We start from the raw sequence: 19,734 nt of genomic DNA, 5'->3' as shown, positions 1-19,734 counted from the left end.
GACGGCCATGCAGTGCGACTACTTCGACCGCGGGGTGTGCCGATCGTGCACGCTCATGGGCCAGCCGTACGCCGACCAGGTCCTCGACAAGGAGATCCGGACGCGCGAGCTACTCCACGACGCGGTCGAGGCTGCGGGCGGTCCGGGTGCGGTCGAGTGGCTCCCCGCGATCACGAGTCCGGAGTCGGCCTACCGCAACAAGGCGAAGATGGTGGTCGGCGGCTCCGTGCAGCACCCGACCGTCGGCATCCTCGACCACCGCCAGCGCGGGGTGGACCTGCGGCACTGCGGCATCTGCACGCCCGGCATCCAGCGCGCGCTGCCGGTCCTCGCACGGTTCATCGCCGACGCCGGACTGATCCCGTACGACGTCGCCGCCCGGCGGGGTGAGCTGAAGTTCGTCCTCGTGACGGAGTCACCCGACGGCGAGCTCATGGTCCGCTTCGTGCTGCGTTCGGAGGGACAGCTGCCCCGGCTCCGCGAGCACCTCGCCGCGCTCCGCTCCGTGCTGCCGGAGGCCGTGGTGGTCACGGCGAACCTGCTCCCCGAGCACAAGGCCGTCACCGAGGGCGACCGCGAGGTGCTCCTGACCGAGCAGGCGACGCTGCCGATGCGGATGGGGGACGTCACGATGCACCTCCGTCCGCAGAGCTTCTTCCAGACCAACACCGTCGTCGCCGCGCGGCTGTACGAGCAGGCCACTGCGTGGATCGACGAGGTGGACCCCGCCTCGATGTGGGACCTGTACTGCGGGGTCGGCGGCTTCGCCCTGCACGCCGCTCGCCCCGGCCGTGCGGTGACGGGCATCGAGACGAGCCGCGAGGCCGTCCGTTCGGCGGGACAGTCCGCTCGCGAGGCCGGCCTGACCGACGTCCGGTTCGCCGCCGACGACGCCACCGAGCACGCGCTCCGAGCCCGTCCGGACGCCGTGCCGGAACTCGTCGTGGTCAACCCGCCCCGGCGCGGGATCGGTGTGACGCTGGCGGACTGGCTCGAAGCGTCGAGCGTCGACCACGTCGTCTACTCGAGCTGCAACCCGGTGACCCTCGCGAAGGACCTGGCACGCATGCCGTCCTTCCGACTCGACCGCGTCCGGGTCCTCGACATGTTCCCGCAGACCGGCCACCTCGAGGCCGTGACCGTGCTGTCGAGACGGTGATCCGAGCCTCCTGGCCGACTTTCCCAGGGAATTGCCAAGCGAATGTACCCGGGTACAGCACCATCTGCGCGAGCACGGCGATCGGGGCGTACAGGTTTCACCGTGGGGGACATAGCACCGAAGGGTAGAACCGTTTGTCTCAGTTTGATAACGGTGCGGAGTTTCCTATGGTGGCCGACCGAGGTGCCACCGGCGCGAGACCACTGCCCCCGGTGGCGCACCCCACAACGTGACCGCGGACGGTCGGGACGGGCAGTGGACAGGTCGGAACTCCGGCGCGCGGTCCCGGTGGAGCAATCACATGAAGAAGCTTTCCCGTACCCGCACCATCGTCGGTGGCCTCGCCTTCGCAGGCATCGCCGCGACGGGTGTCGGCCTCGCGGCTGCGCCCGCGAACGCAGCGTCCGGTTCGACCTGGGACGCGCTCGCACAGTGCGAGTCCGGTGGTAACTGGGCGATCAACACCGGCAACGGTTTCTACGGCGGTCTCCAGTTCACGCTGGGGACGTGGCAGGCCAACGGCGGCTCGGGCAACCCGGCCGCTGCCAGCCGCGAGACCCAGATCGCCGTCGCCGAGCGCGTCCTCGCGTCCCAGGGCTGGGGCGCATGGCCGGCCTGCTCCGCGAAGCTCGGTCTGAGCGGCACCACCGGTGCTGCTCCGACGGCCGCCACGCCGCAGCCCGCCGCACCGGCGACCCAGGCCGCTCCGCAGCAGAGCACGACGCAGGCTGCGCCGCAGCAGAGCACCACGCCGGCGGCGCCGCAGCAGGCGGCCCCGAAGGCGACGGCCCCGGCTGCCTCGAGCAAGCCGGCCGCGGTGGCGACCAGCGGCAAGACCTACAAGATCGCGTCGGGTGACACGCTCGACAAGATCGCCGCGAAGCTCGACGTCGAGGGCGGCTGGAAGCAGCTCTGGGCGGCGAACACGTCGACGATCGACGACCCGAACCTCATCTACGCGGGTCAGACCCTGCAGCTCCCGGCCTGATCGCCGCGACTGCGTGACGGAACCCCCTCGACCTCGGTCGAGGGGGTTCCGTCGTCGTCGGGCTACTGCGGGTTCTCCGCGAGCCACCCGGCGACGTCGTCCGACCGCAGCGCCTGCGACAGCGACTGCACCGCGAGGGTGTTCACGGCGACGTACGACTGGCCGTCGCTCGAGGTCCCACCGCCAGCCGTCGGCATCGTGAAGGTCACGAGGTCGGACGACCTGACGCCGCGCAGGGACCACCCGAGGTCGACGAGCGTGCGGAGGTCGAGGCCGGCGTCGACGGACAAGTACCTGGTCGTCGCGTCCACGAAGGCCCGGATGCGACCGGGGTTCGTGATGGTGCCGCGCGAAAGGGCCCCGTCGAGCACGCCGCGCATGAAGGCCTGCTGGTTGCGGACCCGGGTGTGGTCGGCGTCGGCGAAGGCGTACCGCTCGCGGACGAAGGCCAACGCCGCGTCGCCGTCGAGGCGGTTCGGGCCGGCGACGAACTCGTCGCCCTCGCGGGCGGTGAACGCACGCGGCGAGTCCACGGTCACGCCACCGAGTGCGTTCGTCATGTCGCGGAAACCGGCGAAGTCGATCTCGGCGACGTGGTCGATGCGGGAGTCGAGGAGTTCCTCGACGGTTCGGACGACGAGCGGGACTCCGCCCCAGCTGAACGCCGCGTTGATCTTCGCGGTCCCGTGGCCGGGGATGTCGACCCACGAGTCGCGCATGATCGACATGAGGTAGGCGCGCTTGCGGTCGGCCGGGAGGTGCAGGAGCATCAGCGTGTCCGCGCGGCCGCCCGTGACGCCGTCACCGTTCGGATCGAGCGACGCGCGGGAGTCCGACCCGATCAGGAGGATGTTCTCGACGCCGTCCACCGGAGCGGGGCGCTCGCCGCTGGGGAAGGCGTGGTCGATGGTGGTGCTCTGGTCGAAGCTGCGAGCGAGACCGCCGATGAAGACACTGGCGACCACCGCGATGACCGTGGCCAGTCCCGCGAGGGTCCCGATCGTCGCGAGGAGCGCGACGAGGAACGGGCGCCTGCGTCGCCGTCGCCTCGAGGGGTTCGATCGCCCGCTGTCGTTGCGCTGCCGGACGCGGTCCGGCCGATCGGTGCCACCCACCCGGCCGTTGCCGCCGGATCGATCGCTGCCCCCCGGCAGATCCCCGCTCCCTGGCCTGACGCTCGCCGGTGCAGCGCGTCGCGGCGCGCCGACGCCGGGTCGCGGTCGGTCGTGGGATTCGGCGGCAGCCGCCCCTGCGGCGGCTCTGGCTGCACGGCGTTCGGACACATGGTCTCCTGGGATGCGGGCCGGCCCTGATGCCGACCCTCCCAGAGTACCGCATGTGCAATATCAGATGCTAGGAATTCGTCCGGCTCATGATCGCTGCGAGCGCCCCACGCAACGCTGCGTCCTCGGGCAGGACCTCGCGCTCGATGTGCTTCGCCGTGTCCCATGCGGCCCGCCCGGCATCGGTCACCGTGACCACGCGCCGCCGACGGTCCTCCGGGTGCGGCGAGCGTTCGACGAGGCCGTCCCGCTCGAGCCGCTCGAGCGTGCGGGACATCGTCTGGGGCTGCACCCGTGCCGCGCGGGCGACCGTGTCGGCGCCGGTCGGACCGGTCCGGATCAGGATGTCGATCGCGATGAGCCCGGCGTGCGGGAGCCCGATCTCGCGCAGTCGCTCGTCCCAGTCGCGCTCGACACGTCGTGCGGCCGCGGCCAGCAGGCGCCCCATGGGCCATGCCGCGGGCTGTTCCTCCATGGCAGCATCCTACGGAGCGGGCATCGACGACAGATGATCAGCATGCTGACGATCGGTGTACGCTCGCACCGTGTCCCGCTTCCTCCGAATCGTGCTCCCCGCCGTCGTCATCGTCGCCTGGCTCGCCGTCGCGTCCGTCGGCGGTCCCTACTTCGGCAAGATCGCCGAGGTCTCGACGAACGACCAGACGTCCTTCCTCCCGGCCTCGGCGGACGCCACGAAGGTGCAGGAGCGAGCGTCCGAGTTCCGGCAGGCATCCGGTGCCCCGGCCATCGTGGTCCTCGACCGTGCGGGCGGCTTGACGCGCACCGACCTCGCTGCGGCAGACCGTCTCGCGGAGGACCTCGGCGACCGCGGCGACGTCCAGGGTGTCAGCCCGGTCATCCCGAGCGAGGACGGGGACGCGGTCGAGATCGTCGCCACACTGACGCAGACGGCCGAGACCGGCGACGCGGTGGAGGCGATCCGGGCGGACGTCGACGACGCCCTGCCGACGGGCGTTCGCGGCTTCGTCACCGGGCCGGCCGGCTTCACGGCCGACCTGACCGCAGCCTTCGCCGGCATCGACGGGCTGTTGCTCGGCGTCGCCCTCGCCGCCGTGTTCGTGATCCTCATCGTCGTGTACCGGTCGCCACTCCTGCCGGTCCTCGTGCTGAGCACCGCCTCGTTCGCGCTCTGCGCCTCGATCCTCGTGGTGTGGTGGCTGGCGAAGGCCGACCTCGTGACCGTCAACGGGCAGGTGCAGGGCATCCTCTCGATCCTCGTGATCGGCGCCGCGACGGACTACGCGCTGCTCTACACGGCGCGCTACCGGGAGGCCCTCCGTGACCACCGCACCGGGTGGGACGCCACGAAGGCCGCGCTCCGGGGCAGCCTCGAACCGATCCTGGCGTCCGGTGGCACGGTCATCGTGGGTGTCCTCTGCCTCCTGTTCTCCGACCTCAACTCGAACAAGGCGCTCGGGCCGGTGGCAGCGATCGGCATCGCGTTCAGCCTGCTCGCGGCGCTCACGCTGCTGCCGGCGCTCCTCCTCGCCTTCCGGCGCGCGGCCTTCTGGCCGCTCCGGCCGGCGTACGGGTCCGCCCACCCCGTCGTGACCGGTCCGGACGCGAAGGGCCTGTGGGCGTCGGTCGGGAGGCTCGTGGCGCGTCGGTCACGCGTCGTCTGGGTCGTGTGCACGGTCGGCCTCCTCGCCATGGGGGCCGGGCTGTCCGGCCTGCGGGCCGACGGCGTGCCGCAGAGCGACCTCGTCATCGGGGCATCCCAGGCCCGGGACGGGCAGGATGTGCTCGCCGACCACTTCCCGGGCGGTTCCGGCAGCCCGGCGCAGGTCATCGGACGCGCGGACTCGCTCGACGAGCTCATCCGGACCGTCCGCGGGGTCGACGGGGTCGACGGCGTGGTCGCGGCCGCGAAGGACTCCCCGTCCGGCACGGTCGCCGTCACCGACGGGTCCGGCGCGAGCGCTGGTGGTGGCTCCGGCTCGGCTCGGTCCGGCGTGGGCGGTGGCGGCTCCGGCTCGGCTCGGTCCGGCGCGGGCGGTGGCGGCTCCGACCCGACCGCCGAGCCGACGGTCTCGCGCGGCGACGTCCTCCTCGAGGCCACCCTCGCCGACCCGGCCGACTCCGCGGCGGCGGAGCAGACCGTCCGCGACCTCCGGACCGCCGTGGAACGGGTGGACCCGGACGCGATCGTCGGCGGGGTCACCGCGACCGCGCTCGACACGAACGACACGGGCATCCGTGACCGCTCGGTCATCATCCCGGTCGTCCTCGCGGTCATCCTGCTCATCCTCATGCTCCTGCTGCGGAGCATCGTGGCGCCGCTCGTCCTCATCGGCAGCGTGATCGTGTCCTTCGCGGCGGCGCTCGGCGTCGGGGCGCTCGTGTTCGACCACGTGTTCCACTTCCCCGGGGCCGACCCGTCCGTGCCGCTGTACTCGTTCGTGTTCCTCGTGGCACTCGGCGTCGACTACAACATCTTCCTCATGACCCGGGTCCGGGAGGAGGCGCTGCGGCACGGCCCGCGCGAGGGTGTGCTGCGCGGACTCGGTGTGACCGGCGGTGTCATCACCTCGGCCGGCATCGTGCTCGCGGCGACGTTCGCGGCGCTCGGCGTGATCCCGATCCTGTTCCTCGTGCAGATCGCGTTCGTGGTCGCCTTCGGCGTCCTGCTCGACACGGTGGTGGTGCGCTCGCTGCTCGTCCCGGCGCTCGCCGTCGAACTCGGGCGTCGGGCGTGGTGGCCGTCGCGCCTGTCGCGCCCGGCCCATCACATGTGACACGCTGGTGCCATGCCAGTGCCCTCGACCCAGCCCGCCGCCGAGCGGAAGCTCCTCCGCGACACGGTGCAGGACAAGATCCGCGACGCGATCATGGACGGCACGCTGGAGCCGGGCGAGCGGCTGAACGACGACGACCTCATCGCCTGGCTCGGCGTCTCCCGCACGCCCATCCGCGAAGCCCTCGCGGAACTCGCCCGGTCGGGGCTGATCGAGATGGCGCCGAACCGGTACACCCGGGTGGCGGCGCCGACCAAGGACGAACTGCTCGACGCGTACCGGACCCTCGGTGTGATCTACGGCGGGGTGGTCCGGCTCGCCGTGCCCCGCTTCACCGAGCCGCAGCGCAAGAAGGTCGTCAAGATGCTCGACGACGTCATCGCGCGGAGCACGAAGGGCAAGCAGGACGAGGTCGCCCGTGAGGGTGCGAGCATCTACTCGATGTGGGTCGAGGCCTGCGGCAACGCATCGCTCGCGGCGCTCTGCCGGTCGACGACCGACGGTCTGGCGTTCAAGCTCCGGGTACCGGAACTGCCGGAGCTCATCCCCGCGGACACCGTCCTGCCGGAGCTCGAGAAGCTCAAGGCCGCGGTGCTCGCGAAGGACCCGATCGCCGCCGAGCTCGCCATGGAGGCCGTGCACCTCCTTCCCGCGCGCGAACACTGAGCCAGGCGCTCTTCGCGGATCGACCGGGCGTTCTCATCGCACGTCCGAGCACTGCGGTTACCCTTTCCGGGTGAGCGAAGCACCCGACGAGACGACCCGCCGCGCCCGCCGCGGCTCCGTGCCGCCCCGCCACGGGCGCCAGAAGCGCCGCCTGAGCGCCGTGTTCCCGGCCGTCGCGGGCGTGCTCACGATGGCGATTGCGCTCAGTGGTGCGTACGCGTTCTACACGTACGACCAGCTGGCCAGCAACGTGACGATCATCAACGCGATCACGGGCAAGAAGGACACCAAGAACGACGTCGACGGTCAGGCGCAGAACATCCTGCTCGTCGGTGACGACCACCGACCGGACAACGCCACCCCCGAGCAGATGGCCGAGCTCAGCACGGAGTCGGACGGCGGTGCGACGAACACCGACACGATGATCGTCCTGCACATCAACGCGGACGGCTCCCAGTCGACGATGATCTCGTTCCCGCGCGACTCCTACGTCGACATCCCGAACGTGGGCAAGGGCAAGCTCAACAGCGCCTTCTACTACGGCACGCTGAACGGGGGCGGCGACACCGGGGGAGCGAAGCTGCTCATCCAGACGATCGAGAACGTCAGCGGGTTGCAGATCGACCACTACGTCCGTGTCTCGCTGCTCGGCTTCTACCAGGTCGTCAAGGAACTCGGTCCGGTGAACGTCTGCCTCAACAACGCGGTCAACGACCCGTACTCCGGCGTGAACCTGCCGAAGGGGAAGTCGACGCTCGACGCCAAGCAGGCGCTCTCGTTCGTGCGGCAGCGGCACGGTCTCCCGAACGGCGACCTCGACCGCAACGTCCGGCAGCAGTACTTCCTGTCGCAGGAGGCGCGCAAGGTGCTCTCCGCCGGGACCCTGCTCAACCCGATCAAGCTCGGCAACATCCTCAAGGCGGTCGGTGGGTCGATCCAGACCGACACCGACCTCGTCTCGCTCGGCTCGCAGATGCGGAACCTCCGACCGGGCAACATCCAGTCGGCGACGATCCCGACGCTCGGCACCCCGACCATCTACGTCAACGGCTCGGCGCTGTCCATCGTCCAGGTGGACGAGGTCGGCCTCCCGGCCTTCGTGCAGGGCCTCGTCGGCGAGCCGGAGGCGTACACGAAGGCCGGGCGTGCGCAGCCGGCGAACACCACCGTCACGGTGCTCAACGGCAGCGGGGTCGAGGGTGCGGCGGCGGCGGCGACCCAGAACCTCACCGCGCGTGGGTTCCAGGTGGGTGCTCCGGGATCGTCGGACACGACGAAGGCGACGCAGGTGCAGTACCCGAAGGGCATGGAGTCGCAGGCCAAGGCCGTCGTGCGGGTGACCCCGGGCGCGGTCGCGGTCCGCACCAGCGCGGTCACCGGTGTGACGCTGGTCCTCGGTTCGGACGGCAAGACGGTCTCGGCGCCGTCACAGCCCGGGTCGTCGGCCTCGAAGCCGTCCTCCGGGGGGTCCGGGGGATCGACCTCCACGAAGAAGCCGGACGCGCGGCCGAGCAAGGAGCCGTCGCCGAAGTCCACGGACGTGCACAACTACGGCAAGGCGAACGTCTGCATCAACTGAGGACGCGGACCTCCGGACTTGCCCCTCCCGTGATCAACATGCAAGATATCAGATGTGCATGCTGACCTCCTCGCCGTCCGAGCGGAAGAGCGCGCGCTCATGCTCGCGGTCGCCGGCGGCGACCAGGCGGCCTTCACAGCGCTGCACCGACGCCTGCGGCCGATCGTCGAGCGCTACGTCCGGCACCAGCTGACCGACCCGACCCAGGCCGAAGAGGTCGTCCAGGACGTGTTCCTGGAGCTCTGGACGATCGCCGGGCGGTACGACCCGTCGCACTCCGTGATCGCCTGGGTGCGGACGATCGCGAACCGCCGAGCGATCGACCGGGTGCGCAAGAGCGTCGCCGACCGGGACCGCGACCTGCGGATCGGTGCCCGCGACCACGAGCCCGTCGACCTCGCGAGCCAGGAACGCGCGGAGAGCGTCCTCGACCGGACGGCCCTCCGGCGTGCGATCGTCCGGTTGCCGCCACGCCAACGGGAGGCGGTCGTCCTCCGGCACCTCGTCGGACTGTCCGGTCCGGAGCTGGCTGCGGAGCTCGGCCTCCCGCTCGGCACGGCGAAGACCCGAGCCCGGGACGGCGTGCTCACACTGCGACGGACCATGGCGTCCCAGCGCGCCGCTCGGTAGGTTCGAGCGGTGAACAACGCCGTGCGTCCGATCACCCTGATGACCTACAACGTGAAGAACCCGGACCCCGCCCACGACTGGCCCGGACGGCTCCCGGTGCTGCTCGACGTCGTCCGCCGGCACGACCCCGACCTGCTCTGCGTGCAGGAGGCGTTCGACCACCAGATGGACGACCTCCGTGCGGGCCTGCCCGACCACGGCGACGTCGGCCAGGGACGGGAGGGCGGCACCGCGGGTGAGCACGCCGCGGTCTTCTTCCGACGGTCTCGGCTCCGACCCGTCGACCAGGGCTCGTTCTGGATGTCAGACACCCCGGACGAACCGGTGTCGAACACCTGGGGCAGCGCGTACCCACGCATCGCGAACCACGTCCGGTTCGTCGACGTGGACGGCGACGCGTTCACCCTGCTGACCACGCACCTCGACCACGAGGAGGGCGCACACGGCGACGAGGTCCGGGCGAAGAGCGCAGCGCTGATCGTCGAACGGCTCGCAGCGACCGACGGCCCCGTGCTCGTCGCCGGCGACTGCAACGAGCCCGCCGGTGCCGGAGCCGCATCGCGTGTGCTCGCCGAGGCGGGGTTCGAGGACGCATGGACGGTGGCCGGGGACCCGGACGACCGCACCGCCACGTTCAACGACTGGGCGCCTCCGGTGTCGTCGGGAGAGCGCATCGACTGGGTGTTCGCCCGTGGTGTGCGCGGCGTCGACCGTGTCGTGATCGACCACGACGGCCCGGAGACGTGGTTCGCGAGCGACCACTTCCCGGTGATCGCGTCGATCCGCGTCTGACGGTCAGCAGCTCCGGGTGGCGTTGACCGGCATCGGTGAGCCGAGCACGGCCACGGTGGTCCCGTCGGTGAGCGCCGAGACGCCGTTCCGGCCGTCCTCGTCCGCGCGGACCGCGGCGGTCCGCGCGGGGTCGTCGCTCGTGGTGTCCGCCCGTCTGTCGTCGCTCGATCCGTCGGTCGCGTCCCAGCCGCGTTGGAGCAGCACCTGCCAGGCCGACGGCTCGTCCTCGTCGCCCGCCCCGAAGGACATCCGGTCGGCGCGGTCCGTCTTCGCGATCCGTCCCGCGATGTCGTCACCGACCTGCACGCCGCGCGGGCCGGAGAGCTCGACCGTGGTGCCGTTCCGCGTCCGGACGTCGTCGCGGAGGACGCGGATCTCGACCGCGTTGCCGAGGTCCGCGGGCGTCGCCAGGGCCGCGACCCGGACCGCCCCACCCCACGTGTAGGTCGTGCCGGCGGGGAAGCACGCGCCACCGTCGCCCTCGGCCGTGTGCGTCCGGGCCGGCGTGCCCAGCAGTCGGTCGAGCACGTCGACGGTCGTGCGGGCGTCGCGCATGGAGACCACGGCGACGGTGCGGTCGTCGCGTTCGAAGACGAGCGACTCCGCGTGGAGCTCGACCGCGTCCACGTGCGCGAGCGTGCCGTTCGTCACGCGCGGGGCGGAGGACGATCCCCACGACGGCTCCGATGCCCGGGCGGGCGCTCCGGACGCGATCGTGGTCGCCGACGCGGCGAGCACGGCGACGCCGAGCGCGAGTGCGGGGCGGAAGGTCATCCGTCGACCGTACGTCGTCGTCCCTCGTCGGGCGACAGGTGTTACCGAATCGGTTCACGCCCGTCACCGGACCGTGATCTTCGACGAGGACGTCCGGGGGACACCGGGCTGGGCGGGAGCGCTGCGACGGGTGCGTACCGTACGGGCCATGACGGACTAGTACACGATGCAGGACCCGACCGCGATGTACGCGGACAAGAAGCCCGACGAGCAGTACCTGCCGGGCGCCGGAACCGACGAGGAGATGGCGCAGAACGTCCCGGCCGACCACGGTGAGGACACCTACCGCGGCTCGGGCCGACTCGAGGGCCGGAAGGCGCTCGTTACCGGCGGAGACTCCGGCATCGGGGCGGCCGTCGCCATCGCCTACGCCCGCGAGGGCGCCGACGTGGCGATCTCGTACCTGCCCGAGGAGGAAGAGGACGCGAAGCGCATCGTCGGACTCATCGAGGCCGCCGGCCGCACGGCGGTCGCGCTGCCCGGTGACATCACGTCGAAGGAGTGGTGCGAGGAGCTGGTCGCGAAGGCCGTCGACGGCCTGGGCGGGCTCGACATCCTCGTGAACAACGCGGGCAAGCAGCAGAACGTCGACGACATCACGAAGATCTCGGACGAGGAGTTCGACGAGACCTTCAAGACGAACGCCTACGCGACGTTCCGCATCACGAAGGCCGCCGTCCCGCACCTCCAGCCGGGCTCGACGATCATCAACACGACCTCGATCCAGGCGTACGCCCCCTCGCCGCACCTGGTGCACTACGCGGCCACGAAGGCGACCGTGAACAACCTGGCCAAGGGCCTCGCCGCGCAGCTCGCGCCCAAGGGCATCCGCGTGAACGCCGTCGCGCCCGGGCCGATCTGGACGCCGCTGCAGCCGGCCGGTGGACAGCCGCCGGAGGCCCTGCCGTCCGCGGGCGAGCAGACCTACCTCGGCCGCTGGGGCCAGCCGGCCGAACTCGCGCCGGCGTACGTCTTCCTCGCCAGCGGCGAGTCGTCCTACGTGGTCGGGGAGACGCTCCACGTCGACGGCGGGATGCCGACCCCGTAGCGGCGACCCAGGACGGACGGGAGGCGCGGTGCCAGCTGGCACCGCGCCTCCCGTCCGTCCGTGGTCGGTCTGCGGTCAGACCGTGAGCCGCTGTTCCTCCGGTCGGACCGGCCGGACCGACGCGTGGAGCTCAGCTGTCGTCATCCGGCCGCGCTGCCACGCGTCGAGTGCGAAAGCGACCGTCCGAGCGGTCCGGAGCTCCGCGACATCGACGTCGGAGCGTGGATCGTGCAGCGCGACGTACAGCTCCGTCAGGGAGTCGTGCGACCCGAGTCGCACGGTCGGGACGCCAGCGGACCGTGCGACCCGCTCGACGGTCCGGTCGTCCGTCACCACGAGTGCACAGTCGGTGATGCGCCGCGCGGTGACGTCGGTCGAGATGTCGTGCGCGACGAGCGCCACGGGGATCGAGGACATGCGGCGGACGGCCCGGAGGACCTCGTTCGACCGTGCGCCGTCGCGCTCGTCCAGCCGGAACACGACGATCGAGGCCGCGTCGCGTTCGCCGGCCACCGCCACGACCGCGGCGGCGAGGTCCTCCGTGGAGAGTCCGATGTCGGTCTCCGCGCCCACCGTCAGTCCGACGCCGACAGGGGTGCTCGGGACCGCGGCGACGTCGGCGGCGTGGTCGATCCACAGCAGGTCGAGGGTGCCGGCCGCGATCGAGCCCGGGGTCGCGGGCTCGATGTCGTCGGTCAGGGTGATGCGTTCGCTCCCGGCGAGCCGGACCCGGTCACGGAGGGTCAGTGGGGTGGCGGTGTCGAACGTGTCCGGGAGCAGCGCTCGCCAGGCCTCGAGGAGGACGGAGCGAGCGAACGCCGAGCGTCCGGGGGCGATGTCGGCGATGAGGCGGCGTCGTGCGGGCATGTCCGGGCCTCCGGGGTCAGGTCGCTGATCGGGTGCTGGTCGGGTCCAGCTCCTCCATCATCGCAGACCGGTATGTGAAATACAACACGGTCAGTGAGCGCCGCGGGGTGAGCGCAGCAGCAGCCACACGAAGTAGGGCGTCCCGACGAGCGCCGTCAGGATCCCCGCGCCGAGCTGCGCGGGCGCGATGACCGTGCGGCCGAGGAGGTCGCCGAGGCAGACGAGCACCGCGCCGAGCAGCACGGCCACCGGGACCACCCGGGCGTGCGGGCGACCCACGAGCGAGCGAGCGGCGTGCGGGGCCACCAGACCGACGAACCCGATCGTGCCGACCGCGGCGATGGCCGTCGCCGTGAGCAGCACCGACAGCGTCAGGAGGGCGAGCCGGGCCCGCCCGAGCCGGATGCCGAGCAGTCGCGGTGTGTCCTCGTCGAGCGACACGAGGTCGAGCTCGCGGTGGCGGGGGAGGACGAGCACGAGTGCGACCACGAGCACCACGACCACCGGCAGCGAGTCCTGCCACGTCCGGCCGTAGGTCGAGCCCGACAGCCAGGTCAGGGCCTTCGTGGCGTTGAACGGGTCCGTGACGACGATGAGCAGGCTGATGAGTGCGGTGAGTCCGGCCGACACCCCGACACCCACGAGCACGAGGCGGTTCTGCCGGAAGCCCCCGCGGGCCGCGAGACCGAACACCACCACCGCGGCGACCGCGGCGCCGACGAACGCGGCACCGGCGACGCCCCACGTCGTCGCTGCTGGGACCGCCGTGACGACGAGCACCGCCCCGAGTCCCGCGCCGCTCGAGACGCCGAGCACGCCGGGGTCGGCGAGCGGGTTCCGGGTGACGCCCTGCACGAGGGTGCCGGCGAGGGCGAGCGCGGCGCCGGCGAGCAGGGCGGCGGAGACCCGCGGGACCCGGGTGTCGAGGATGAACGAGATGCCCTGGTTCGCCCTGCCCGACAGCCAGTTCGCCACGTCGCCGAGCAGGAGCTTCGCGTCGCCGAGGAGCACGGCCGCGACGACGACCCCGGCGAGCACCACGACGAGACCGAGCACCGTCAGCGTGACCGCGAGCCGGCCCGGGATCCGGGTGACCTCGAGCGGGGTGGTCTGGCCCGTGTCGCGCATCCGCAGCGCCATCACGACGAGGAAGACCGCGCCGACGACGCTCGTGACGACACCGGTCGGCACCGACACCGCCCGGTCGCCGTGGACCACCGCGCGGAGGAGGACGTCGGACCCCATCACGATGCCGGCGCCGACCAGGCCCGAGACCGACAGGAGCGCCCACGACCGGTGCAGCGTCGGGAAGGTCCGCGCGACGGGGCGTACCAGTGCCGGAGCGCACAGCCCGACGAAGCCGATCGGCCCCGCGATCGTGACGGCCGCGGCGGAGAGCAGCACGGCGAGGGCGACGGCGACGACCCGGGTGCTCCGGACCGGGACGCCGAGGCCACGGGCGGCGTCGTCCCCGAGCGCCAGGGCGTCCACCCGGTGCGAGACGAGCAGGAAGCCGGCCACGCCGACGACGACCACCGGCAGCATCGGCAGCACTGTGTCGTAGCCGTTCTGGGCGATGCCGCCCTGGTTCCACGCGTAGAGGCCCTGCGTCTCCTGCGGGAAGAGCAGGACCAGGGCCTGGGTCACGGAACCGAGGCCGAGCGCGAGCGCCGTCCCCGCCAGGACGAGGCGCAGGGTGCCGCTGCCGAGGCCGGACAGCGCGAGCACGAGGGCCGCCGCGGCCAGGCCGCCGACGAAGGCCACCCCGCCCTGCGCGACGACCGGGAGGCCCACACCGGCGACGGACACGACGCCGAGCGCCAGGTACGCGCCCGCGTTCACGGCGAGCGTGTCCGGCGCCGCGAGCACGTTCCGACTGACCGACTGCAGTGCGGCACCGGCGACACCGAGTGCGAACCCGACGACGAGCCCGGCGACGGCGCGCGGGAACCGGGACGCGACCACGACGGAGGCGTCGGCGGCGTCCGCGTGCCCGGTCAGGGCCTTCCAGACGGCTCCGGCGCCGACGTTCGCGGTCCCCTGCGTCGTGTCGAGTGCCGCCAGCGCCGCGACGACGGCGATCCCGGCGACCAGGAGCACGACGCCGAGCGCGGGCCGGGCGACGGTCGGGGAGCGCCGTCCGGCCCGCTGGGGCGTGGCGGAGTCGAGCACCGCTACTTCGTGAGCGCGGCGACCGCGGCGTCGACGTAGGCGTCCATCGCGCCCGGCCCGCCGAACATCCAGATGCCGTCGTCGAGACGGTGCACGTGGTCCTGCTCGACGAACGGCAGCGACTTCCACACGGCGTTCGAGGCGAGGGTCTTCCCGAAGACGTCGTCCTCGCTGGCCTTCGCGTTGTCGATGTAGAGGAACTGCGTGTCCGACGGGAGCTTGGTCAGCCCCTCGACGTCCGTCGAGCCGAGCCCGTACGCCGCGTCGCCCTCGATGCCCGTGCCGGTCCAGGCGTTCTCGAGCCCGAGTTCCTCGTTCACGGCGCCGATGAGCGAGCCGGCGGTGTACGGCCGGATGGTGACCTGGTTCGACAGCACGTAGCCGTCCGCGAACGCCACCTTCGTGCCGTCCTTGCCAGCGTCGGCGATCTCCTGCTTGCCCTCCGCGATCTTCTCCTCGAGCGCCTTCCAGACCGACTCGGCCTTCGCGGTCGTGCCGGTGGCCTCGGCGATGAGGTCGAGCGTGTCCTTGATGGTGTCGAGCTGGTCACCGGACTTCGCCGACGCGATCACGATCGTCGGTGCGATCTTCCGCAGCTGCGTGACGACCGAGTCCTTGAGGTCGGTCGTCGCGACGATGAGGTCCGGCGCGATCGACGCGATGGTGTCCGTGCTCGGCTCGCCGCGTGTCCCGATGTCCTTCGGGTCCCCGGTCAGCGGCACCTTCGAGTCCCACTGGCTGTAGCCCGTGACGTCCGCGACGCCCGCGGGTGCGACACCCAGCGTCTCGAGGTCCTCGACCACGTTCCACTCGGTGCCGACGACCTTCTTCGCGGGGCCGTCGAGGGTCACCTTCGTGCCCTGCGCGTCCGTGACGGTGATCTTCGCGGCTGAGGGGCTGGCGTCGGTGGCGGCCTGGGTGGAACCGCACGCCGTGAGGGCGAGGGCTGCGGCCGCGGCGATGGCGGTGGTGGCGAGGAGTCGTCGCTTCATGGCGGCTCGGGTTCTTCCTGTTCGGTGAGGGGTGGACTGTCGGCGCGGACCGCTGCGAGCGGCGCGGCCGTCAGCGTGCGGGTGCAGGGGTGGTCCGGCTGTGGTGCCGACCGACCGCGCGGGTGCGGAGGCGGCCGGTGGTCGGGTCGTGGTCGACCTCGACGCGGATGCCGTAGACGTCCGAGAGCCGGTCGGCCTCGAGCACCTCGGCGGGGGTGCCGTCCGCGACGACGACGCCGGCGCGGAGCAGCACGAGCCGGTCGGCGACGGCGGCCGCCTGGTCGAGGTCGTGCAGGACGACGCCGACCGCCGTGCCGTGGTGGTCGGCCAGGTCGCGGACGAGGTCGAGCAGCTCGACCTGGTACCGGAGGTCGAGGTAGGTCGTCGGCTCGTCGAGCAGCAGCACGCCCGTCTGCTGCGCCAGGCAGCTCGCCAGCCAGACCCGTTGGAGCTGTCCGCCCGAGAGCTCGTCAGCCGGTCGCTCGGCCAGGCTCGTGAGCCCGGTCACGTCGAGGGCGTGCGCCACCACGGTCTGGCCGTCGGGGTCCTGACCGCCGAAGCGGCCGCGGTACGGGTGGCGGCCGAACGCGACGAGGTCGCGGACGCGGAGGCCGCCGGGCACCGGCCGACCCTGCGTGAGCAGGGCGACCTGCCGGGCGAAGGCCTTCGGCGTCAGGGCGAGGCCGTCGACGACGTCCGTGTCGGGAGCGCTGCTCGCCTCGTGCGCGTCGGTCGCGCCGCGCAGGTCGACCGCCCCGGAGCGGGCCTGCTGCAGTCGCGCGACGGTGCGGAGGAGCGTCGACTTGCCGGAACCGTTCGGGCCGACGAGGGCCGTCACGGAGCTTCCGGCGAGCTCGAGGGAGGCGGCGTGGACGACGTCCTCGCCGTGGTAGCCCACGGTGACGTCGCGTGCATGCAGATCGACCACGAGGTAAGGGTAGCCTCACCTACATCGGATCACCTAACGTCGCTCGGTGTCCGGATGACTCCGACGGCTCAGCAGGGCGCTCCGCAGGTCCGTGCCATCCGCTCCAGCAGCTCGCGGGCGGCGAGTGCCGCGGCGAGCTCCACCTCGACCGGGTTGATCCCGATCGCCCGCTCGAACGCACGACGGCGTGCCTGGTCGGTGATCGGCACCTCGGGGCGCTGGGGCAGCACGGCGATCGCGCGGGCCGCGGCCTCGAACGCGCCGGGCGGGCGTCCGAGCTGCTCCCACATCGTGCGGAGGTCGTGCGCGACCTGGTCGGCGTCGCCGCCGAACTCGAAGCCGGCCGACGCCATGGTCGCGAGGCCCTGCGCGGTGGAGTCGTTCGGTGACATGGCGGCATCGTCACACGACTGCCCGGAAGGGCGCTGAGCAGCGCGGTTGTCCCCCGGAATGCCGACACCCGGACCGGGGATTCTGGTGTCCCCCGATCTGTACCAGGATCGGACGTGCACCCGATCGGGTGCACCCCGTGCCCCACGAGGGCACCCCGGACAGGACGTCCGGCGATCGGAGGGCACGATGCTCGAGAACACCAGCGCGGACACGCACGCCGCCGCGGCCGCGGCCGCCACCCTGCACCTGCGGATCACCATCGTGGGGGCGACGGTCGACCTGCTGCGCGACGTGCCCTTCCACGAGGCCCGGCCGGAGCACGTCGCCGAGCGCATGGGGATCTCGCTCACCGAACTCGAACTGCACTTCCCGTCGTGGGACGGCCTCGTCCTCGCCGCGGTGGACCGGTGGAACGGCGGCCGCATGGAGGAGGTGACCGCCGAGGTCGGCGATGCCCCCACGGTGGACCTCCTGCGCGCGATCGTCGCCTCGAACGCGGAGGACCCGGCACTCGCGCGGCTCCTCGTCGCGCTGCTCTCGGTCGCGGGCAACCCCGCGCACCCGATGTCGACGTACCTCCGCTCGCGCTACCAGCTCTTCTTCTCGCGGATCAAGCGCGGCCTCGAGCGGGACATCGCCGTCGGGCGGGCCCCGCACACGATGGACCCGCGTCGCGGTGCCGAGCAGCTCATCGCCCTCTACGAGGGACTCCAGCTGCAGGCGCTGCTCCGCGGCGACATGGACCTCGTCCAGGCCTTCGACCGGGCGGTCGCCCGCCTCGAGGCCGGGTGGATGGAGCGCTACCAGCCCCAGGCGCAGGTCCGGCACGCCACGTGGAGCGACCCGGGCAGCTGGGAGATCTGACCCGCGGCCCGTTGGCCGCGGAGCGCAGACCCGGGCGGGGTCGGAGCGGGCACGGGGTACTCGGTGGAGGCCCCAACCGGAAGGAGCCCGTCGTGGCGAACCCCGACCCGATCGAGATCCAGAAGTACCTGAGCGGCATCGACTACCCGGCGTCGAAGGACGACATCGTGGCCACCGCCGAGCGCGAGGGCGCGACCGGTGACGCCCTCGATGCGCTGAAGGACATCCCGGACGGCGAGTACGACGCCCCGACCGCGGTGTCGAGCGCGATCAGCGACGCGAGCTGAGCCGCGGACCGGTCGACCGCGCCGGCGTCACCAGCGCGGTCGACTGCCGTCTCCGGGGTCGTAACCGGAGTCGCGGATGACCCGCAACGCGGTCGTGTCGCTGTGGACCGAGTGCACCACGACCTTCCGCGCTCGACGCAGGGCGCGACGGGCACCGGGCGTCGCGAACAGTCCGCCGAGGACGAGTCCCGCGCCGATCGCCAGCGCGACGGTCACCGCGGACACGAAGTCGAGTGCCGACGTCGACGACCCGGACATCACGGCGAGGAGCGCGTTCGACACCGCGACACCGGGCAGGAGCGCTCCGCAGAAGGCCGGCACGGCGATCGCCCCGACCGCCGTGCGCATCCGGGCCGCCGCGATGGTCGCGAGGACACCGAGGAGCACCGAGGCCAGGAAGGTCGCGCCGAGCAGCGGGAGGCCGAGCTGCCGCAGGCCCCACAGCGCGGCCCCGGCGGTGACCGAGAAGGCCACCGCGACCGGGATCACCCGCGCGCTGGCCTGCTGCACGAAGCAGTTCGCGGCGGCGGACACGACCGTGAGGGACAGTGACGCCCAGAGCGGCAGGGGGTCGAGCACGATGCCGGACGGGTCGACCTCGATCCGCAGCCAGTGCGTCAGCGCGATGCCCGCCGGGACGCCGACGACGATCGCGGCGATGACGAGCAGGATCGAGAACGCCCGCGCGACGGCCATGGCGCGGAACCCCGAGATCGCGTCCTGCGCCCAGGTGACGAGCGACACGTGCGGCAGGAGCAGCACCACGAGCGCGGCCACCATCGTCGCGGCACCGGCGGGTCGCAGGACCCCGGCGGAGATGGCGAGGGTGCCGATCGCCGACGCCACCGCACCCTGCGCGCCGGACACGAAGAACTGCGGGAAGCCCCGGCCGGTCAGCCACCGGCCGGAGACGATGATCCCCATCATGAGCACGAAGGCCCCGACCCCTGCTCGCCAGCCACCGCCGGCCTGCATGGCGATCGAGGTCCCCAGGATCGCGAGCCCGACGTCCGCCAGCCAGGTCGGCCAGCGGGGCGGCATCCGGAGCACGGCGACGAGGGCGCTCACGGCCGAGGTCATGTCCCGCGAGCCGTGCACGAGGTCGTCGACGATCTGGTTCGCCCACGCCAGGCGCCCGAGGTCGGACCCGTCGATCGTCACCGTGCGGAACTTCACGAGCGCCGGACCCTCGGCCGGGGCGTACTGGATCGTCACCGAGCTGCCGGTGAGGTCGAGGTCGAGCGGCGCGAGGTTCCACTTCGTCGAGACCGCGACGACGGCCGTCTCGACGCTCCGGGTGTCGGCGCCCGAGGCGAGCATCACCTCCGCGAGGTCGAGGCAGAAGTCGACGATCTGCACGGGGGAGTACTGCTCACGGGGTCGGACGTCCGGGGCGACGTCCTCGTAGATCGTGCCGCGCAGTCGTGCGCGGGCGTCGCGGAGGTCGTGCTGCGCGACCTTCCGGACACGGGGCCGCGGAGGGCGGCCGGGCTTCGGCACGCCGGGGAGGAACTGCTCGGCCATCCCGCCATGGTGCCAGTCGCGATCAGCCGAGT

Annotated in this window: 19 protein-coding genes; 10 read left to right on the top strand and 9 right to left on the bottom strand. The window is 72.1% G+C overall.

What is annotated here, in order from left to right; genetic code table 11:
- Positions 1 to 7 precede the first annotated feature (7 nt).
- Complete coding sequence (gene rlmC, locus IEY20_RS08315) at positions 8 to 1,159, top strand: 23S rRNA (uracil(747)-C(5))-methyltransferase RlmC (protein ID WP_175327897.1); 1,152 nt, start codon at positions 8 to 10, stop codon at positions 1,157 to 1,159.
- A gap of 301 nt (positions 1,160 to 1,460) precedes the next feature.
- On the top strand, positions 1,461 to 2,147 hold the full coding sequence (locus tag IEY20_RS08310; protein ID WP_022902884.1) for a LysM peptidoglycan-binding domain-containing protein: 687 nt from the start codon (positions 1,461 to 1,463) through the stop codon (positions 2,145 to 2,147).
- Between the two features lie 62 nt (positions 2,148 to 2,209).
- On the opposite strand, the gene IEY20_RS08305 is transcribed toward IEY20_RS08310, so the two are convergent.
- Together IEY20_RS08305 and IEY20_RS08300 are read right to left on the bottom strand one after the other, a co-directional pair.
- Entirely contained in the window at positions 2,210 to 3,112 is a 903-nt protein-coding gene (locus tag IEY20_RS08305) for an LCP family protein (protein WP_175327896.1), read from the bottom strand.
- Between the two features lie 388 nt (positions 3,113 to 3,500).
- Positions 3,501 to 3,905: a MarR family winged helix-turn-helix transcriptional regulator gene (locus IEY20_RS08300; RefSeq protein WP_042726466.1), complete on the bottom strand. Its 405-nt coding sequence runs from the start codon at positions 3,903 to 3,905 to the stop codon at positions 3,501 to 3,503.
- A gap of 70 nt (positions 3,906 to 3,975) precedes the next feature.
- On the opposite strand from IEY20_RS08300, the gene IEY20_RS08295 reads away from it, so the two are divergent.
- The 5 genes from IEY20_RS08295 to IEY20_RS08275 all read left to right on the top strand — a co-directional run bounded on the left by IEY20_RS08295 (position 3,976) and on the right by IEY20_RS08275 (position 9,853).
- Positions 3,976 to 6,186, top strand: a complete 2,211-nt coding sequence (locus IEY20_RS08295) for an MMPL family transporter (protein WP_175327895.1) — start codon at positions 3,976 to 3,978, stop codon at positions 6,184 to 6,186.
- Between the two features lie 12 nt (positions 6,187 to 6,198).
- A complete protein-coding gene (locus IEY20_RS08290) occupies positions 6,199 to 6,852 on the top strand; it encodes a GntR family transcriptional regulator (protein WP_022902881.1) in 654 nt (217 codons plus the stop codon).
- A 70-nt stretch (positions 6,853 to 6,922) separates the two neighbouring features.
- Positions 6,923 to 8,431: an LCP family protein gene (locus IEY20_RS08285; RefSeq protein WP_188889044.1), complete on the top strand. Its 1,509-nt coding sequence runs from the start codon at positions 6,923 to 6,925 to the stop codon at positions 8,429 to 8,431.
- A 54-nt stretch (positions 8,432 to 8,485) separates the two neighbouring features.
- The gene (locus IEY20_RS08280) at positions 8,486 to 9,061 is read left to right on the top strand and encodes a sigma-70 family RNA polymerase sigma factor (protein ID WP_148286088.1); all 576 of its coding nucleotides are present in this window, start codon (positions 8,486 to 8,488) and stop codon (positions 9,059 to 9,061) included.
- 9 nt (positions 9,062 to 9,070) lie between these two features.
- Positions 9,071 to 9,853 (top strand): endonuclease/exonuclease/phosphatase family protein, encoded by a 783-nt coding sequence (locus IEY20_RS08275; protein ID WP_049976525.1) that lies wholly within the window; start codon positions 9,071 to 9,073, stop codon positions 9,851 to 9,853.
- Positions 9,854 to 9,856: 3 nt separating this feature from the next.
- Here the strand turns inward: IEY20_RS08275 and IEY20_RS08270 are convergent, their stop codons facing one another.
- Positions 9,857 to 10,627 (bottom strand): hypothetical protein, encoded by a 771-nt coding sequence (locus tag IEY20_RS08270; RefSeq protein WP_022902879.1) that lies wholly within the window; start codon positions 10,625 to 10,627, stop codon positions 9,857 to 9,859.
- Positions 10,628 to 10,793: 166 nt separating this feature from the next.
- On the opposite strand from IEY20_RS08270, the gene IEY20_RS08265 reads away from it, so the two are divergent.
- Complete coding sequence (locus IEY20_RS08265; protein ID WP_175327894.1) at positions 10,794 to 11,675, top strand: SDR family oxidoreductase; 882 nt, start codon at positions 10,794 to 10,796, stop codon at positions 11,673 to 11,675.
- Positions 11,676 to 11,750: 75 nt separating this feature from the next.
- Here IEY20_RS08265 and IEY20_RS08260 read toward each other — a convergent pair whose 3' ends face one another.
- The 5 genes from IEY20_RS08260 to IEY20_RS08240 form a co-directional block, all read right to left on the bottom strand.
- Positions 11,751 to 12,542, bottom strand: a complete 792-nt coding sequence (locus tag IEY20_RS08260; RefSeq protein WP_175327893.1) for a hypothetical protein — start codon at positions 12,540 to 12,542, stop codon at positions 11,751 to 11,753.
- Between the two features lie 90 nt (positions 12,543 to 12,632).
- On the bottom strand, positions 12,633 to 14,714 hold the full coding sequence (locus tag IEY20_RS08255; protein ID WP_188889043.1) for an iron ABC transporter permease: 2,082 nt from the start codon (positions 14,712 to 14,714) through the stop codon (positions 12,633 to 12,635).
- Positions 14,715 to 14,716: 2 nt separating this feature from the next.
- Entirely contained in the window at positions 14,717 to 15,706 is a 990-nt protein-coding gene (locus tag IEY20_RS08250; protein ID WP_022902875.1) for an ABC transporter substrate-binding protein, read from the bottom strand.
- Positions 15,707 to 15,776: 70 nt separating this feature from the next.
- Positions 15,777 to 16,634, bottom strand: coding sequence for an ABC transporter ATP-binding protein (locus IEY20_RS08245; RefSeq protein ID WP_204620611.1), 858 nt, complete (start codon positions 16,632 to 16,634; stop codon positions 15,777 to 15,779).
- Between the two features lie 68 nt (positions 16,635 to 16,702).
- Positions 16,703 to 17,026 (bottom strand): hypothetical protein, encoded by a 324-nt coding sequence (locus IEY20_RS08240; RefSeq protein ID WP_175327891.1) that lies wholly within the window; start codon positions 17,024 to 17,026, stop codon positions 16,703 to 16,705.
- 187 nt (positions 17,027 to 17,213) lie between these two features.
- On the opposite strand from IEY20_RS08240, the gene IEY20_RS08235 reads away from it, so the two are divergent.
- Both IEY20_RS08235 and IEY20_RS08230 read left to right on the top strand, forming a co-directional pair.
- Positions 17,214 to 17,891 (top strand): TetR/AcrR family transcriptional regulator, encoded by a 678-nt coding sequence (locus IEY20_RS08235; RefSeq protein WP_031272895.1) that lies wholly within the window; start codon positions 17,214 to 17,216, stop codon positions 17,889 to 17,891.
- Between the two features lie 92 nt (positions 17,892 to 17,983).
- On the top strand, positions 17,984 to 18,178 hold the full coding sequence (locus IEY20_RS08230; RefSeq protein ID WP_175327890.1) for a DUF2795 domain-containing protein: 195 nt from the start codon (positions 17,984 to 17,986) through the stop codon (positions 18,176 to 18,178).
- A 27-nt stretch (positions 18,179 to 18,205) separates the two neighbouring features.
- Here IEY20_RS08230 and IEY20_RS08225 read toward each other — a convergent pair whose 3' ends face one another.
- Positions 18,206 to 19,702: a threonine/serine exporter family protein gene (locus IEY20_RS08225; protein ID WP_175327889.1), complete on the bottom strand. Its 1,497-nt coding sequence runs from the start codon at positions 19,700 to 19,702 to the stop codon at positions 18,206 to 18,208.
- Positions 19,703 to 19,734 lie beyond the last annotated feature (32 nt).

The organism is Curtobacterium luteum (assembly GCF_014646995.1).
Taxonomy (GTDB): domain Bacteria; phylum Actinomycetota; class Actinomycetes; order Actinomycetales; family Microbacteriaceae; genus Curtobacterium; species Curtobacterium luteum.
The sequence above is the reverse complement of the archived record's forward strand: the minus strand, read 5'-3'. Positions and strand labels throughout refer to the sequence as shown.